The sequence below is a fragment of the Dokdonella fugitiva genome (genome assembly GCF_004342425.1).
GTDB lineage: Bacteria > Pseudomonadota > Gammaproteobacteria > Xanthomonadales > Rhodanobacteraceae > Dokdonella_A > Dokdonella_A fugitiva.
This window is the reverse complement of record NZ_SLWQ01000002.1, coordinates 279,499-295,005: the sequence shown is the minus strand read 5'-3', so window position 1 is coordinate 295,005 and position 15,507 is coordinate 279,499. Positions and strand designations below refer to the sequence as shown.

The 15,507-nt window shown below is 69.5% G+C and carries 15 protein-coding genes; 6 read left to right on the top strand and 9 right to left on the bottom strand.

The genetic code is table 11. The features are described from left to right. Positions 1-3 precede the first annotated feature (3 nt). From ppk1 to EV148_RS05535, 4 genes are all read right to left on the bottom strand, one after another. Positions 4-2,082 (bottom strand): polyphosphate kinase 1, encoded by a 2,079-nt coding sequence (gene ppk1, locus EV148_RS05550; RefSeq protein WP_131994740.1) that lies wholly within the window; start codon positions 2,080-2,082, stop codon positions 4-6. 58 nt (positions 2,083-2,140) lie between these two features. Next, complete coding sequence (gene phoR / locus EV148_RS05545; protein ID WP_425479841.1) at positions 2,141-3,457, bottom strand: phosphate regulon sensor histidine kinase PhoR; 1,317 nt, start codon at positions 3,455-3,457, stop codon at positions 2,141-2,143. A gap of 60 nt (positions 3,458-3,517) precedes the next feature. Beyond that, positions 3,518-4,207, bottom strand: a complete 690-nt coding sequence (phoB, locus tag EV148_RS05540; RefSeq protein ID WP_131994737.1) for a phosphate regulon transcriptional regulator PhoB — start codon at positions 4,205-4,207, stop codon at positions 3,518-3,520. 215 nt (positions 4,208-4,422) lie between these two features. Further along, on the bottom strand, positions 4,423-6,168 hold the full coding sequence (locus EV148_RS05535; RefSeq protein ID WP_131994734.1) for a beta-barrel assembly-enhancing protease: 1,746 nt from the start codon (positions 6,166-6,168) through the stop codon (positions 4,423-4,425). Between the two features lie 193 nt (positions 6,169-6,361). On the opposite strand from EV148_RS05535, the gene grxC reads away from it, so the two are divergent. Continuing rightward, on the top strand, positions 6,362-6,625 hold the full coding sequence (grxC, locus tag EV148_RS05530) for a glutaredoxin 3 (protein WP_131995497.1): 264 nt from the start codon (positions 6,362-6,364) through the stop codon (positions 6,623-6,625). Next, positions 6,622-7,020, top strand: a complete 399-nt coding sequence (locus tag EV148_RS05525; protein WP_131994731.1) for a carboxymuconolactone decarboxylase family protein — start codon at positions 6,622-6,624, stop codon at positions 7,018-7,020. Before grxC ends, EV148_RS05525 begins: the two co-directional genes overlap by 4 nt. Here the strand turns inward: EV148_RS05525 and EV148_RS05520 are convergent. Continuing rightward, positions 7,009-8,079, bottom strand: coding sequence for a hypothetical protein (locus EV148_RS05520; protein ID WP_131994728.1), 1,071 nt, complete (start codon positions 8,077-8,079; stop codon positions 7,009-7,011). The two genes, EV148_RS05525 and EV148_RS05520, sit on opposite strands and share 12 nt — an antisense overlap. Positions 8,080-8,312: 233 nt before the next feature. Between EV148_RS05520 and EV148_RS05515 the strand changes: the two genes are divergently transcribed. Further along, the gene (locus EV148_RS05515; RefSeq protein WP_131994725.1) at positions 8,313-9,323 is read left to right on the top strand and encodes an isocitrate dehydrogenase; all 1,011 of its coding nucleotides are present in this window, start codon (positions 8,313-8,315) and stop codon (positions 9,321-9,323) included. Positions 9,324-9,344: 21 nt separating this feature from the next. On the opposite strand, the gene thiD is transcribed toward EV148_RS05515, so the two are convergent. Beyond that, entirely contained in the window at positions 9,345-10,145 is an 801-nt protein-coding gene (thiD, locus tag EV148_RS05510; RefSeq protein ID WP_131994722.1) for a bifunctional hydroxymethylpyrimidine kinase/phosphomethylpyrimidine kinase, read from the bottom strand. A gap of 267 nt (positions 10,146-10,412) precedes the next feature. On the opposite strand from thiD, the gene EV148_RS05505 reads away from it, so the two are divergent. After that, entirely contained in the window at positions 10,413-11,525 is a 1,113-nt protein-coding gene (locus tag EV148_RS05505) for a hypothetical protein (protein WP_131994719.1), read from the top strand. A gap of 80 nt (positions 11,526-11,605) precedes the next feature. Continuing rightward, positions 11,606-11,773, top strand: coding sequence for a hypothetical protein (locus EV148_RS18395; RefSeq protein ID WP_158287337.1), 168 nt, complete (start codon positions 11,606-11,608; stop codon positions 11,771-11,773). Here the strand turns inward: EV148_RS18395 and EV148_RS05500 are convergent. From EV148_RS05500 to EV148_RS05490, 3 genes are all read right to left on the bottom strand, one after another. Then, positions 11,752-13,152: a PhoH family protein gene (locus tag EV148_RS05500; RefSeq protein WP_131994716.1), complete on the bottom strand. Its 1,401-nt coding sequence runs from the start codon at positions 13,150-13,152 to the stop codon at positions 11,752-11,754. The two genes, EV148_RS18395 and EV148_RS05500, sit on opposite strands and share 22 nt — an antisense overlap. A 187-nt stretch (positions 13,153-13,339) precedes the next feature. Further along, on the bottom strand, positions 13,340-13,801 hold the full coding sequence (locus EV148_RS05495) for a peroxiredoxin (protein ID WP_131994713.1): 462 nt from the start codon (positions 13,799-13,801) through the stop codon (positions 13,340-13,342). Between the two features lie 2 nt (positions 13,802-13,803). Continuing rightward, complete coding sequence (locus EV148_RS05490) at positions 13,804-14,385, bottom strand: glycine cleavage system transcriptional repressor (RefSeq protein ID WP_241987989.1); 582 nt, start codon at positions 14,383-14,385, stop codon at positions 13,804-13,806. 201 nt (positions 14,386-14,586) lie between these two features. Here EV148_RS05490 and dapA point away from each other — a divergent pair, with 201 nt between their 5' ends. Next, positions 14,587-15,489: a 4-hydroxy-tetrahydrodipicolinate synthase gene (gene dapA, locus EV148_RS05485; protein ID WP_131994710.1), complete on the top strand. Its 903-nt coding sequence runs from the start codon at positions 14,587-14,589 to the stop codon at positions 15,487-15,489. The last annotated feature ends 18 nt before the right edge of the window (positions 15,490-15,507 follow it).

The window sequence follows — 15,507 nt, the reverse complement described above, 5'->3', positions numbered from 1 at the left end:
GCCTCACTGCGCCAGCTGTCGCAGCAGGGCCTGCTGCGCCGAGTGCTCCGGCGCGTCGCCCGCGACGATGCGCCGGTAGCTGCCGTCGGGCTCGAGCTGCCAGGCCTGGGTGTTGTCGGCAAGGTAGTTGGCGAGCGATTCGTCGTATACCCGACGCGCCAGTTGCGGGTCGCGGATCGGGAAACAGGTCTCGATCCGTCGCAGCAGGTTGCGCTCCATCCAGTCGGCGCTTGAGCAGTAGATCTCCGGCGAGTCGTCGTTCTGGAACCAGTAGACGCGGCTGTGCTCGAGGAAGCGGCCGACGATCGACCGCACGCGGATGTTCTCCGACACGCCCGGGATGCCCGGGCGCAGCGCGCAGGAGCCGCGCACGATGAGGTCGATCTGCACGCCCGCCTGCGAAGCGCGGTAGAGCACCTCCACCACGTGTTCTTCGTTGAGCGCGTTCATCTTGGCGATGATGCGTGCGCGTTTGCCCGCCTGCGCGTGGGAAATCTCGCGCTCGATCTTCTCCATCAGCCCCTTGTGCAGGGTGAACGGCGAGTGCAGCAGGCACTTGAGCTTGATCACCGGGCCGAGGCCCGAGAGCTGCAGGAACAGCAGGTGCGCATCCTCGCCGATGTCCGGATGCGCCGTCATCAGGCCGAAATCGGTGTAGAGGCGCGAGGTGATCTGGTGGTAGTTGCCGGTGGACAGGTGCGCATAGCGACGCAGCGTGCCATGTTCGCGCCGCACGATCAGCAGCATCTTCGCATGCGTCTTGTAGCCGACCACGCCGTAAACGACCTGCACGCCCGCCTCCTGCAGGCGGTTGGCCAGGCGCAGGTTCGCTTCCTCGTCGAAGCGGGCGCGCAGCTCGACGACGACGGTGACGTCCTTGCCTTGCCTCGCCGCCTCGATCAGGTGGTCGACCAGCGGCGAGTTGTTGCCGACCCGGTACAGCGTCTGCTTGATCGCGAGCACGTCGGGGTCGAGGCTCGCCTGGCGCACGAGCTCGATCACCGCGCCGAACGACTCGAACGGATGGTGCAGCAGGATGTCGCGCTCGCGGATCGCATCGAACAGGTTGCCTTCCTCGACCACCACGGGCAGCACGCGCGGCACGAACGCGGGGAACTTGAGGTCGGGGCGATCGATCTGCTCGTATACCGCATTGACGCGGCTCACGTTGACCGGGCCCTCGCAGCGGAACACTTCCGATTCCGTGAGCTCGAAGTTCTGCATGAGCATGTCGGCGATCGCCTTCGGGCAGTTGTCGGCGACCTCGAGGCGCACCGGGCGCGCGAAGCCGCGCCCCTTGAGTTCGTCGCGCAGTGCGAGCGCGATGTTCTGCACTTCCTCCTCGTCGACGACGAGTTCGCTGTTGCGCGTGACGCGGAACTGGTAGGACCCCTTCACCTGCATGCCGGGGAACAGTTCGTCCATGAACTCGTGCAGCACGCCGGCGAGGAACACGAAGTCGTATGGCGCCTGCGCCACTTCGGCCGGCATGCGGATCAGGCGCGGCAGCGAGCGCGGCGCGCGCACCAGCGCCATGTGACCCTCGCGCCCGAACGCGTCCCGACCCTTGAGCACGACGGCGAGGTTGAGGCTCTTGTTGAGGATGCGCGGGAACGGATGCGCCGGATCGAGCCCGAGCGGCGACAGCACCGGCAGGATCTCGTTGCGGAAATAGCCTTGCAGCCAGCGCCGCTGCTTGACCGTCCAGCGGTCGCGCTTGGAGAAGCGGATGCCTTCGGCCTCGAGCGCGGGCTGCAGCGTGGCGTTCCAGAAATCGTATTGCGCCTTCACCAGGGTCAGCGCGCGCTCGCGGATGCGGGCGAGTACTTCCGAGGGCGGCATCGCGTCGGGCCCCGGGCGCGAGTCGCTCATGTTGACCTGCTCGCGCAGCACGGCGACGCGTACCTCGAAGAACTCGTCAAGGTTGGTGCAGGAGATGCACAGGTAGCGCATGCGCTCGAGCAGCGGCACGCGCGGGTCCTCCGCCTGCGCGAGCACGCGGAAGTTGAATTCCAGCTGGGCGAGCTCGCGGTTGAGGTAGAGACTCGGGTCTTTCAGGTTCATCGCGACTTCGCGGTTCATGGAGGCCTCGCGGCGCGAGCGTATCAGGACGCGCCGTCGGCGCGCTTCCCCGGCGCGTTCATGGCGCGCCCGCCAGCGCCAGGGGCTCGAGCAGGCGCTCGTGGCCGAATACGCAGGAAAACGTGCTGCCGGCGCCGGGGGCGCTTTGGATCTCGAGGCGCGCCTGGTGCAATTGCAGCACGTGCTTGACGATCGACAGTCCGAGGCCGGTGCCTCCGGTCTCGCGCGAGCGGCTCGTGGATACGCGGTAGAAGCGTTCGGTCAGGCGCGGCAGGTGCTGCGCCGGGATGCCGTGGCCGGTGTCGGCCACCGCGAGGCGCGCGCCACCATCGGCCTCGCGCTGCCAGCGCAGCGTGACCTGGCCACCTGCCGGCGTGTACCGCACCGCGTTGGTGACGAGGTTGGAGAACGCGCTGTGCAGTTCCTTGGTCGAGCCGAGCAGGTCGCGGCCGTCGTCCATTTCCACGAGGACGGTGTGCTGGCCCTGGCTCAGCGCGGCCGCTTCGCGACTCAGTGCCAGCAACAGCGGGCGCATGTTGATGCGCTCGCGCGGCAGGTCGTCGCGCGCCTCGAGGCGCGACAGCGTGAGCAGGTCCTCGACGATCTGCGTCATGCGGCGCGACTGGTTGCGCAGCTCGTGCAGGATCGATTCGTACTCGGGCACCTGTTCCGGCTCGATCATGTCGAGGTAGCCATGCACGACGGTGAGCGGCGTGCGCAGCTCGTGCGAAACGTTGGCGACGAAGTCGCGGCGCACCTGCTCGAGGCGCAGCAGCTGGCTGACGTCGCGTACGACGAGCAGCGAGCGATCCTCGGCGCGGCGGATCAGGCGCAGGCTCAGGTGGCGCTCCGCGTCGACCGGCGAGGGCAGGTCGGCCAACGGGTCGCCGGCCTCGCCATGCAGCCATTCGGCGAAGCGTGGCGCGCGGACGAGGTCGTGCAGGTGCGCGCCGAGGTCGCGCGGGTATTCGAGGCCGAGCAGGTTCGCCGCGGCGGCATTGAACCATTCGATGCGTTGCTCGCGGTCGAGCGCGACCACGGCATCCGGCAGCGCCGCGGCCGCGTCGCGGAAATCGTGCAGCCGTCGCAACATGCGCCGTTTGCCGGCGAGCGCGAGCCGCTGCCGCTCGCGTATCGTGTCGGCGATCACGCCCCAGACACCGCTGCCGTTCGCCGCCGGCACGAGGCGCTGCGTGGCGAGCACGCGGGCGAAGCGCGCGAGCCGCAGCAGGTTGTAGCCGAGTGCAAGCGCGCTCGCGGCGAGCAGGCATGCGATCGGCGCATGTGACGCGAGGCCAATCGCCAGCGCGATCGCGAACAATGCCGCGAGTCGCCATGCGCCGGCGCGCCAGGCGCGCCGGAGGCGGCGCATCACGGCCGGATCCGCGGGCGGCGAGGGCAGGCGGGGCGTCGACGGTTGCACGGACACCCGCGCTCAGACGCTGGTGGAGAAGCGGTAGCCCGCGCCGCGCACGGTCTGCACGAGTTCGTGCTTGCCGAACGGCTCGAGCGTCTTGCGCAGGCGCAGGATGTGCACGTCGACGGTGCGCTCCTCGACGTAGACGCCGCCGCCCCAGACATGGTCGAGCAGTTGGCTGCGCGTGTACACGCGCTCGGCATGCGTCATGAAGAAATGCAGCAGGCGGTACTCGGTCGGGCCCATGTGCACGGGCTGGTCGCCGCAGAACACGCGATGCGCTGCACCGTCGATGCGCAGGCCACCGAGTTCGACCATGCCCTCGCCGTCCTCGCCGTGCGTGCGGCGCATCACCGCGCGGATGCGCGCGAGCAGCTCGCGCGTCGAGAACGGCTTGACGACGTAGTCGTCGACGCCGGCGTCGAGGCCGCCGACGCGGTCCGATTCCTCGCCGCGCGCGGTGAGCATGATGATCGGCACTTCGCGCGTGAGTTCGTCCTTGCGCAGGCGGCGTGCGAGCTCGATGCCGCTCATGCCGGGCAGCATCCAGTCGAGCAGGATGAGATCGGGTACGCGCTCGCCGATCGCGGCTTGCGCGGCACGCGCATCCGGCGCATGCATCGCTTCCATGCCGGCCTTGCGCAGCGCGAACGCGACCATCTCGCGGATCGCGGTTTCGTCTTCGACGATCAGGATGTGTTTCTGCACGATTCCACCGCGTGGCGCAGTCCGGGGCGCTTCATGACGCGAGCATTGCAACGTCGTCGTGTTACAGGCGAATGACATCGCGCCGTGATGCACGGCCGCAGTACCCTGCGGAACCAGCCGCCGCCGCGCGTGCGGGTGCCGAAAAGCATTCTACATCAGTGGGATGGAGCAGGCCGACGGGTCGGCTGGTGCGGCGCCCTGCGCGGCAGCGGACATTACGGATTGTTGATGGAACCTGCGCGCACGCGGCAGCACGACAGGCTCGTCGCGGTCAGCGAGCCGGGCTCGCTCGGCGACGACCGCTTGCGCAGGGCGAGCACGGCGGGCGTCAGCTCGGCGATGCGCGCATCGATGCGGCTGCGCTGGTAGTAGCTGAGGTCGGCCTGCTTCGACAGCGCCTTGAGCTGGTTCAATGCGTCCTCGGCATGGCCGCTGAGCCACGCGGCTTCCGCATAGGCCTCGCTCGCGCGCACCTTGTCGCCGGCGAGTTCGTTCGCGCGCGCGAACGAGCGCTGCAGCCCCGGATCGCCCGCGTTGCGCTCGACGAGCGGGCGTAGCAGGTCGAGCGCGAGCCGCGCGCTCTTCGCGTCCGCGTGCGCGACGAGGGCGTCGCTGTAGGCGAGCGTGATCGCGCGGTTGCCGGGGAAGTCGCGATGCAGCTGAGCGAACGTCGCCAGGGCGTCGTCGCGGCGCCCGGCCTGGTCCTGCGCGTCGGCGAGCGCGAGCCGCAGCACCGGCGAATCGCCCTGGCGCGCGATGAGCGGTCGCAGTTGCTCGATCGCCGCCGCCGCGTCGCGGCTGGCGATCAACGCGAGCGCATAGCCGTAGCGGTTGGCCACGCTGTCGAACGCGGGATCGTCGCGCAGGTTGTTCGCGTAGTACGAGCGGATCGCGGTCGGCGACTTGGCGATCTGCACGCGCACGCGTTCGCGCATGAGTTCGAAATAGGCCTGCGCGCCCTTGCCGCGCGGCGCGCAGGTCGAGACGGTCACGCGCGGCAGCGCGTTGCCTTCGCCGCGCCCGGCGACCGTGACGCTCGTCGCCGCGCTCGCGGCGAGCGCGCTCGCCTCGTCCACGGCGCCGCCGTCCGCGTCGGGGCGGCGCGGCGGGAGCGTGAGGTCGAGGCCGCCGCCCGCGTCGGATGCCGGCGCGCTGCGCAGGTGCGCGGTCTTCGGGCAGCCGAGCTGCTCCGCGCGCGCCTTCGCGTCGGCGATGCGGCGGGTGTCGAGCGGATGGTCGAGCAGGAATTCGGGAATGTCGATGCCGTTGACGCGCATGACCTTCTGCAAGGCCTGGAAAGCGCCGGCCATCGCCATCGGATCGAAGCCCGCGCGCGCGAGCGTCTGGATGCCGACCCGGTCGGCTTCCGCCTCGTCGCCGCGCGTGAAGTTGATCTGCCTCTGCTGGATCAGCGACGTGCCCGTCATCATCGCCGCCGCCGCGGCGTCGTCGGTGCGATGCGCGCTGGCGATCATGACTCCGAGCATGCCGAGCATGATCGGGATCGACATCTTCTTCTGGTCCTCGAACGCGCGCAGGATGTGTTGCTGCTCGACGTGCGAGATCTCGTGCGCGAGCACGCCGGCGAGCTCGTCCTCGGTGTCCATCGCGGTGATCAGGCCCGCGTTCGTCGCGACGTAACCACCCGGCGCGGCGAATGCGTTGATCTGGTCGTCGCGCACGATGAAGAACGTGAAGTTCGGGTCGGGATGATCGCTCGATGCGACGAGGCGGTAGCCGAGCGCGTTGATGTAGTCGGCCAGCAGCGGATCGTCGACGACGAGGTCGTACGCGCGCATCTCCTGCAGCATGCCGGCGCCGTACTCGCGCAGTTCCTGCGGCGTGGCGAGGCTCGCCGCGGAGCTGCCGATGTCGGGCAGCTTCACGTCAGGTTCGCGCGCACCGGCGAGCACGCTGAGGCTGGCGGCGGCGAGGGCGGAAAGGGCGGGGACGAGACGCATGGCGGAGGCCGCGGGAAATCGTTCTGCTCCGACCACATTAGCGCGCGCGTGTTCCCGTCGCCACCTTCGCCGCGCCGGGCGCGCGGCCGGTACCGCCGGCGCTCAGGCGACGTTCATGGCGTGGACAGGGGGCGCTCTTGCAAGCGGCCGCGCCGCGCCCCACTCTTGCGCCGTTTCCATGGACGTGCGCGGCATGAACCGAGTCGAGATCTACACCACGGCGATCTGCCCCTATTGCGTGGCGGCCAAGCAGTTCCTGAAGCAGCGCGGGCTGCCCTACGAGGAGGTGCGCGTGGACACCGAGCCGGCACGGCGCGAGGAGATGCTCGCGCGCAGCGCGGGGCGGCGCACCGTGCCGCAGATATTCGTCAACGGCGAACACGTCGGCGGCTTCGACGACCTCGTCGCGGCGGAACGTTCCGGCCGCCTTCGCGAACTGACGGAGACCGGCGCATGAGCGACCGCATCCGCGATTTCACCCTGTTCCGCCAGCGCATGAACGAGCGCATCCTCGGCCAGGACAACCAGGTCATCCGGCGCTTCTTCGCGCTCGACACGCAGACGTACAAGGCCGGCGCGCTCGACGTGAAGACGAAGGAAATGCTCGGCCTCGTCGCCTCGCTGGTGCTGCGCTGCGACGACTGCATCAGCTACCACGTCGCGCAATGCCTCGAGGCTGGCGTCGACGAAGACGAATTCTTCGAAGTGTTCAGCGTGGGTCTGGTCGTCGGCGGATCGATCGTGATCCCGCACCTGCGGCGCGCGGTCGATTTCCTCGACCAGATGCAGGCGCGCGACGCGACGACGGGGACGGCCGCGCCGGGCGCGGCGGGCGGGACTTCAGGGGCGTGAAACACGCATGAGGCGCACGCGCTCGCCGTTCGTGCCGCGCCCGTCGAGCCGATCCAGGCCGACCTGGTCGAACTCCGCGATCGGCGACGCGCCGCCGGACAACGTGCACGCGCGAGGCACGCCCGAGCCGCTCGCGCGGCATTCGAGGGTGGCTCCGCTCGCATCGAAGAAGCGCAGGGTATCCGCGTCCTGCCGCGTCGGGGTGGCGAACTCGAACTCGCGCAGCGCGCCCGCATCATCGCCGACCAGCACCCAGCGGCCGTCCCAGTCGACGCGCGCGTCGATGTTCGAGAAGTTCGAGCGGGCGAAGGTGAATGCGCGCACCGCGATGTCGCGGCGATCGTCGCTGCGCACGAGCCAGGCGCGCGCGCGCGCCGGCGAGAGGAACTCGAGTTCGAGGCGCAGTCCGTCGACCGCGCTCGGCCGGCTGCCGGTCGGCGAGAACAGCGGGTCGCCGTTGCGCAACTCCAGCAGGGGCACCACCGCGGTGCGGCCTTGCCGCCGCGCACTGCCGAAGTACCAGGTCGGGTTGCCGGCGTCGCCGAAGCCGAACAGGCCGACCGCGAGCTGGCCGCCCTGCGCCTCGAGGCTCATGCCCGTGCTGCGCGACGCGGGTCCTGTCTCCGCCGAGTCCTGCGACCACCAGAAGCCGTTCTCCGGCTGCGGAGCATCCGGCGTGGCTGGCGGGTCGAGGGTCGCGTCGAGCAGGCGGAACGTGACAAGGCCGGGCGCGTCACCCGCATCCGAGAACACGCTGACCCGGTAGACGGTGCCCGGCGTCATCGTCGCGCCCACCTCGGCCGGATCGACGTGGAGTACGTAGCCGCTGCCGCTGCCGGTCCAGCAGCCGACCTTCGGGCTGTGCAGGACGATGCCGATGTCCTGCCCGTCGATCGTGACGTGATCGACCGACGGCTTGCAGTTGGTGGGTGCCTTGCCGATGATGCCGATCCGCGGATGCAGCGTGCCGCCGGACGTGGCGGGTTCCACCCGCACGCCGATCGCGCCCGCGCCGCTGGCGGCACAGAGGGCGACCGATGCGAGCGCGATGCGCAGCATCGTCCACCGCGCGCGGGGGCGCTTTCTTGTGCGGTGCGGTGACATTCGCGGATAATGCGCGACTGCGCCGGTCCAGGCAAGCCTCGGATGCGGCGATCGTCTTGTCGCAAAAGGGTTTTTCGCGCGGCGTCCGCCGCCATTCCCACCTTGCCGGAACCGCGACGGCCGCACGGCCGCACCGCGGCGGCGTGTCACGAACGGCGTGCATCGACCCGCCGCACGGAGCTGGATTCATGAACAACACCATTGCTGTGATCCGCGGCGACGGCATCGGCCCGGAAATCATGGAAGCGACGCTTCGCGTGCTCGACGCGATGAAGCTCGGCCTCGAGTACGACTTCGTCGAAGCGGGCCTCGCCGCCTATGAACAATGCGGCGACCTGCTGCCCCAGGCGACGATCGACGCGATCGCCAGGCACCGCATCGCGCTGAAGAGCCCGCTGACGACGCCGGTCGGCGAAGGCTTCAGCTCGATCAACGTGCTGTTGCGTCGCAAGTTCGACCTGTACGCGAACGTGCGCCCGGCGATTTCCTTCCCCAATACGCGCTCGCGCTTCCCCGAGAACGTCGACCTCATCACCGTGCGCGAGAACACCGAGGGTGCCTACGCCGGCGAAGGGCAGCAGGTGTCGGAGGACGGCGCCACCGCGACGCTGGTACAGAAGATCACGCGCAAGGGTTCGGAACGCATCGTGCGCTATGCGTTCGACCTCGCGCGCCGGAATGGCCGCAAGAAGGTCACGGTCGTGCACAAGGCGAACATTCTCAAGTCGACGTCCGGCCTGTTCCTCAAGGTCGCGCGCGAAGTCGCAGCGCAATACCCTGACATCGCCTGCAACGAGCTCATCGTCGACAACTGCTGCATGCAGCTGGTCATGAAGCCCGAGCAGTTCGACGTGATCGTCACGACCAACCTGTTCGGCGACATCATTTCCGACCTCTGCGCGGGCCTCGTCGGCGGCCTCGGCCTCGCGCCGGGCGCAAACATCGGCGCCGACGCCGCGATCTTCGAGGCCGTGCACGGTTCGGCGCCGGACATCGCCGGCAAGGGCATTGCCAATCCGTGCGCGCTGCTGCTCGGCGCGGCGCAGATGCTCGATCATCTCGAGCTCCCCGGCGACGCGAACCGCCTGCGTGGCGCGATCCGCGCGACGCTCGAGGCGCGCGACCGCGTCACGCCGGACCTCGGCGGCAGCGGCAGCACTGCAACGTTCGCCGACGCGATCATCCAACGCCTCGCCTGAGGCGCGGCCGCCCGCGGCGGTTCAGGGTGCGGCGGCGGTGAAATCGAGCACCTGCAGCGCGCCGCGGCCGGGGCGATAGCCCGCGGCGATCGCGCGCTGCACGAAGCCGATCGCCGCCTCGACCGCGTCGTCGAGCGGTCGCCCGAGCGCGAGGCCGGCGGCGATCGCGGCCGACAGCGAACACCCGGTACCGTGGAATTCACCGCGCCGCCGGCGCTGTTGGAACCAGTGTTCGCCGCCCGCGCCGAGCAGCAGATCCGCAACCTCGGCGCCGCGCAGGTGCCCGCCCTTGAGCAGCACGGCGCGAGCGCCCGCTTCGCGCAACGCGTGCGCCGCCTCGAGCATGGCGTCGCGCGAGGCGATGCGCCGACCGAGCAGCGCTTCCGCCTCCGGGATGTTCGGCGTCACGAGCGTCGCGAGCGGCAGCAGCCGTCGACGCAGGCTCGCGACCAGCGACTGCGTGCCCAGCCGCGCGCCCGTGGTCGCGACGAGCACGGGGTCGAGCACGACCGGCAGGCGCGGCCGCGTCGCCAGCGCGCCAGCGACCGCCTGCGCGATCGCGGGCGTCGCGAGCATGCCCAGCTTGACCGCGCCGACGCGAAAATCGCCGAGTACCGCCTCGATCTGGGCGTGCAGGAAGGCGGTCGGCGCGGTATGGATCGCCTCGACGCCGCGGGTGTGCTGGGCGGTCAACGCGGTGATCGCGCTGGTGCCGTGCACGCCGAACGCGGCGAATGTGTGCAGGTCGGCGTGGATGCCCGCGCCGCCGCCCGAGTCGGAGCCGGCGATGGTGAGGGCGGTCGGGATGCGGCGGGTCGGCATGTCCTTGCTCGTTGTTGTGTTTTCGCGACGCTGCCCGAAGACTCGACTGCGTCACAATGAGGTGGCGAAAACGCCGGTTTCCTAACGGGTTAGGGCGTAACCTGCGGCGTTTTTCGCTTGACAACTGTTGCGTTTTCGCAAACGATAGCGCGGGGATTACACCACAACCTTTCTCACGATCGCAGCAGGGCGATGCAGCGGGCAACAGCTACCGCAGGGAGATGGATGGGAGCGCTCGGCACAGGGCTGGCGCTCCCGTTTTTTTCGATGATGGCGCAGGCCGCCCCGCTCGAGGGGCGCTCGGCCGCGGATGCGTTCGCACCGCCGTCGGCGAGCAGCTCCGCGCTTGCGCGCTGGCACGACTACGCGCTCGCCAGCATCACGCCGCAATTCTCGTGGGCCTTGCAGCCGCAGGCGCTCGTCGCGCCGGACGTGCTCGACAACTATTCCGGCGAGATCGCGCGCGCGCCGCTGTTCGAGGCGCGCGCGAAAGCGCCGGCGCGGCTGTCCATTTCGGTCGCGACCGGCACCGTTTCCGACACGCCCGCGGTGATGCCGCCCGTGCAACCGCAGAACCTCGCCGTGCCTTCCCCCGGCCTGCAGCGGACCGTCGTCGCGCCTTCGCTGGCGACGACGTGGGGCGAAACCGGCAGCCTGCGCCTCACCGGCGTGCTCGCCTACCAGCGCTTCGCGAGCTTCGGCCTCGGCACCACCGTCGATGGCTGGTATCCGCTGCCGGCCTGGCAGCGCGACAGCTCCTACGGCGCGGGTGCGCGCCTCGACGTCGGCAACGACCTCGGCGAGCGCCTGCATTGGACCTTCGGCTACCAGTCGCGCGTCGGCATGGATGCGTTCTCGAACTATCGCGGCGTGTTCGCCGACGCGGCCGACTTCGACATCCCCGCGAGCGCGCTCGCGACGCTGAGTTATTCGCTCACGCCGGAGCTGTCCATCGACGCGGGCATGCAGCGCGTGCAGTACAGCAGGATCCGTCCGTTCACGAGTTCGAACCTGCCCACGCGCTTCCTCGCCCTGCTCGGCGACAGTTCGAGCCCCGTGTTCGCCTGGCGCGACCTCGACGTCTACAGCCTCGGATGGACCCTGCGTGACCCGCACGTCGGCAGCCTGCAGATGCGCTACACCACGCGCCAGCAGCCGGTGCCGACCTCCCGCCTGCTCGAGGATGCGCTCTCGTCCGCGACCGCGAAGGGCATGTATTCGCTCGCCTGGGCACGGCCGTTCGGCGAGGCGACGAGCGTGAGCTTCTCGGCGAGCTACGCGACCTCGCCGTACTTCCTGCTGATGCCGACCTACGTTTCGCGCGAGAACGCGACGGCAGGCCGATTCGAGTTCGAGGCGCTCTGGTCGACGCGCTTCTGAGCACATCGGGTTCCATCGCCTTTGCCGACGCCCGCATTCGCGGGCGTCGTGCTTTCGAGACCGTCAGCGGCGTGGTCGGCATGGGCCTGGTGCTTCGGATCAACGGCATCGCCCCGCCGTTCGACCACGACGGCAGCTTCTCGCTGCCTTTGCCCGACGGCAGTGATTACTCCGTCACGGTGCCCGCACAGCCGTCCGGACCGGCGCAGACCGGACCGCGCGACGCTCAGAGCACCTCGGACGCGTAGTCGGCCAGGCGCGAGCGCTCGCCGCGACGCAGCGTGATGTGCGCGCTGTGCTCCCAGTCCTTGAACCGGTCGACGGCGTAGGTGAGGCCCGACGTCGTCTCGGTAAGGTAGGGCGTATCGATCTGCTCGACGTTGCCGAGGCAGATGATCTTGCTGCCCGGGCCCGCGCGCGTGACCAGCGTCTTCATCTGCTTCGGCGTGAGGTTCTGCGCCTCGTCGATGATCACGTAGCGGTTGAGGAAGGTGCGCCCGCGCATGAAGTTCATCGAACGGATCTTGATGCGCGAGGCGAGCAGGTCGTTGGTCGCCGCGCGACCCCAGGCGCCGCCTTCCTGCGGATTGGTCAGCACCTCGAGGTTGTCGGTGAGCGCGCCCATCCACGGCGTCATCTTCTCCTCTTCGGTACCCGGCAGGAAGCCGATGTCTTCGCCGACCGAGACGGTCGCGCGCGTCATGATGATCTCGCGGTAGCGCTGCTGGTCCATGACCTGGGCGAGTCCGGCGGCCAGTGCGAGCAGCGTCTTGCCGGTGCCGGCGGTGCCGAGCAGGGTGACGAAGTCGATTTCCGGGTCCATCAGCGCATTGAGGGCGAAGTTCTGCTCGCGATTGCGCGCCTGGATGCCCCACACCGAATGCGAGGCACCGATGCGGTAGTCGTCGACGATCTGCAGTACCGCCTTGTGGCCTTCCAGGCGCAGCACGCGCAACTCGACCTCGTCCTCGCCCGGGAGGTAGAGGTTCTGGTTCGGATGCCAGTCCTCGTCCTTGCGCCGCCTCACCTCGTAGAACGTGCGGCCGCGTTCCGACCACGAGCGCAGCTCGCCATGGCGGTCCCAGAAGTTCCCGGGGAGTTCGGCGAGGCCGTTGTAGAGCAGGCTGAAGTCGTCGAGCGCGCGGTCGTTCTCGTAGTCCTCGGCGGTGATGCCGTAGATCTTCGCCTTGATGCGCAGGTTGATGTCCTTGGACACCAGCACGACGGGCTCGCGCGGGCGCGCCTCGCGCAGGCCGACGACCGCCGCGAGGATGAGGTTGTCCGGCATCGTGCGCGTCGAGCGCTTGTCGACGGCGACATGCGCATTGGTCTGGAAATACAGGCGCCCCGCCTTCGGCTTGCGATCGAGCTGCAGGCCCTGCGGCAGGCGCAGCTCGACGCCGTCCTCGATCGGGTGGCCGTTGCCCGCGACCATGAGTTCGTTGAGGAAGCGGCTGACCTGGCGTGCGTTGCGCGATGTCTCCGAGGTGCCTTTCTTCGCGGCATCCAGTTCCTCGAGCACCGTCATCGGGATGAACACGTCGTGCTCCTCGAAGCGGAACAGCGCCGTGGGGTCATGCATGAGCACGTTGGTGTCGAGTACGTAGATGCGCTTGCCTCGAGTCATGCGGGAGCCTCGTGCGGGAAGGAAGGGCCGCGCACGCGCCGGTGCGCGGGCGGGTCGTGCGGCAACATCGGGAACGGCAGGCGTCGCCGCGGGCGCCGGTGCAGGGAGCGGCTCGCCGTCTCGAACGTCCGCCGGCAGGGCGGTCGGTCGAGGTTCCCGTTCGGGATGCGGCGGAGCGGGATGTCGGTCACAGCCGGGTGGCGCGCTCCAGCACGGCGGCGGCGTGTCCGGGCACGCGCACGTTGCGCCATTCCTCGACGAGGGTACCTTCCGCGTCGACGAGGAAGGTGCTGCGGATGACGCCGACGAACTTGCGCCCGTACAGCGTCTTTTCGCCGAGCACGCCGAACGCGTTGCACCACGTTTCGTCGGTGTCGGCGACGAGCGGGAACGGCAGCGCGTGCTTGTCGCGGAACTTCGCGTGCGAGGCGGACGAATCGCGCGAGACGCCGACGATCTCGCAGCCGGCCTTGCGGAACTGCTTGTAGAGGTCGCGGAAGCCGTGCGCCTCGTTGGTGCAGCCGGGCGTGTTGTCCTTCGGGTAGAAGTATACCACCACGGCCTGGCCGCGGAAGTCCGCGAGGGCGAGCGTGCTGCCGTCGTGCAGGACGCCCTTGAGACTGGGAACCTTCTTGCCGATGTCGGGCATGGTCAGAACTTCATCGGGTCCATGATGGCATCGAGGTTGAGGCCGTCGCAGAACTCGAGGAAGTCGTCGCGCAGCGCGGCGATGTGCATCGTGTTCGGGATGCCGATGGTGATCTGCGCCGAGAACATGTCCGCCCCTGTCTGCATCGCGCGGTAACGCGTCGAATGCAACTGCTCGATCGTGATGTTCTGGCGCTCGAAGAATTCGGCGAGCTGGAACAGCACGCCGGTCTTGTCGGCGGCGACGACCTCGACCACGTACGGCAGCAGGTTCGCCTGCGGTTGCCGTGCGCTCGTGCGGAAATGCGTGAGTCGCAGCTCGCCGTCGCGATCCAGTCGCGCCAGCGCGTTCTCGAGCTTGGCGATCGCATCCCACGCGCCCTGGGCCAGGGCGAGCACACTGAGTTCGTTGCCGAGCGTGGACACGCGCGCTTCGGCGAGGTTGCAGCCGCATTCGGAAATGCGCTTGCTGAGGGCGACGAGCGGCGAATGCGCGGGAGTGCCGAAGGCGCTGATGAGGAGGTAGTTCTCGTTCGAAGCGGGTCGCGTGGCGTCGCCCGGGGCCTGCCTTCCTGCCTGCTTCACGGTTCCCATGTCCTGCCCGCCGCACCGGCCGGCGATGCGCTCGATCGCAGAATACTTGCGCACCCCCGGGGTCGCAAGCGGACCCGGCAAGGCGCCGCACGCGCCCCGGCATTGCCCCGAATCGCCCGCGCCAGCGCATGGACTTGCGCGAAGCTTCCCTCGTACCATCGACGGCTCCCGATCCGCAGGGCAGGTTCCGGCGTGGCTCTTTCAGGCAGCATCTGCGCACTCGCGACGCCGTTCCGCGCGCGCGACGGCGCCCTCGACCTCGACGCCTACGGCCGTCTCATCGACCAGCAGCTCGCCGATGGAACGCGCGCGCTCGTCGTCGCCGGCTCGACCGGTGAAGCGGCCGCGCTGGACGACGACGAATACCCGGCGCTGATCGCGTTCGCGGTCGCGCGCGTCGCCGGGCGCGTGCCGGTGCTCGCGGGCAGCGGCCTGCCGTCGACGCGCAGGACCATCGTGCAGACGCAGCGCGCGGTGGACGCGGGCGCCGACTACGCACTCGTCGTCGCGCCGGCCTACGTGCGGCCGACGCAGGAAGGAATGCTGCGCCATTTCAGCGAGGTCGCCGATCACGCCCGCGTGCCGGTCGTGCTCTACAACGTGCCGGGCCGGACCGCCTGCGACCTGCATCCCGACACGGTCGCGCGCCTGGCCGGGCACGGCAACATCGCCGGTATCAAGGAAGCCGTCGGCGAGGAGGCGCGCATGCGCGACCTGCTCGCGCTGCGGACGCCATCGTTCAGCATCCTCTCGGGCGACGATCCGACCTGCGCGCGTGCACAGCTCGCCGGCGCGGACGGCGTGATTTCGGTCGCCGCCAATGTCGCGCCCGCCTTGTTCGCGGCGATGTGCGAGGCCTGCGCGCGGCGCGACGAGGCGCAGGCGAACGAGCTCGATCGTCGCCTGCGACCGCTCTACGACGCGCTCGCGCTGGAGCCGAACCCGATCCCGCTGAAGTGGTGCCTGTCGCGGCTCGGCCTCGGTTCGGCGACGCCACGGCTGCCCCTGACCGAGCTCTCGCCGCCGTTGCGCGCGGCCGCGGACCGCGTGCTGGCTGAACTGGGTCTGGTCGAGGCGGCGCCCGCCGTCGGGTAGTCGGGTAGACTAGGCAGA

Bases quoted from the DNA above. Each gene is read 5' to 3' on its own strand.
- ppk1 (WP_131994740.1), bottom strand. From the start codon at position 2,082: ATGAACCGCGAAGTCGCGATGAACCTGAAAGACCCGAGTCTCTACCTC.
- EV148_RS05535 (WP_131994734.1), bottom strand. From the start codon at position 6,168: ATGCGTCTCGTCCCCGCCCTTTCCGCCCTCGCCGCCGCCAGCCTCAGC.
- grxC (WP_131995497.1), top strand. From the start codon at position 6,362: ATGAACCGAGTCGAGATCTACACCACGGCGATCTGCCCCTATTGCGTG.
- EV148_RS05525 (WP_131994731.1), top strand. From the start codon at position 6,622: ATGAGCGACCGCATCCGCGATTTCACCCTGTTCCGCCAGCGCATGAAC.
- EV148_RS05520 (WP_131994728.1), bottom strand. From the start codon at position 8,079: ATGCTGCGCATCGCGCTCGCATCGGTCGCCCTCTGTGCCGCCAGCGGC.
- EV148_RS05515 (WP_131994725.1), top strand. From the start codon at position 8,313: ATGAACAACACCATTGCTGTGATCCGCGGCGACGGCATCGGCCCGGAA.
- thiD (WP_131994722.1), bottom strand. From the start codon at position 10,145: ATGCCGACCCGCCGCATCCCGACCGCCCTCACCATCGCCGGCTCCGAC.
- EV148_RS05505 (WP_131994719.1), top strand. From the start codon at position 10,413: ATGATGGCGCAGGCCGCCCCGCTCGAGGGGCGCTCGGCCGCGGATGCG.
- EV148_RS18395 (WP_158287337.1), top strand. From the start codon at position 11,606: ATGGGCCTGGTGCTTCGGATCAACGGCATCGCCCCGCCGTTCGACCAC.
- EV148_RS05500 (WP_131994716.1), bottom strand. From the start codon at position 13,152: ATGACTCGAGGCAAGCGCATCTACGTACTCGACACCAACGTGCTCATG.
- EV148_RS05495 (WP_131994713.1), bottom strand. From the start codon at position 13,801: ATGCCCGACATCGGCAAGAAGGTTCCCAGTCTCAAGGGCGTCCTGCAC.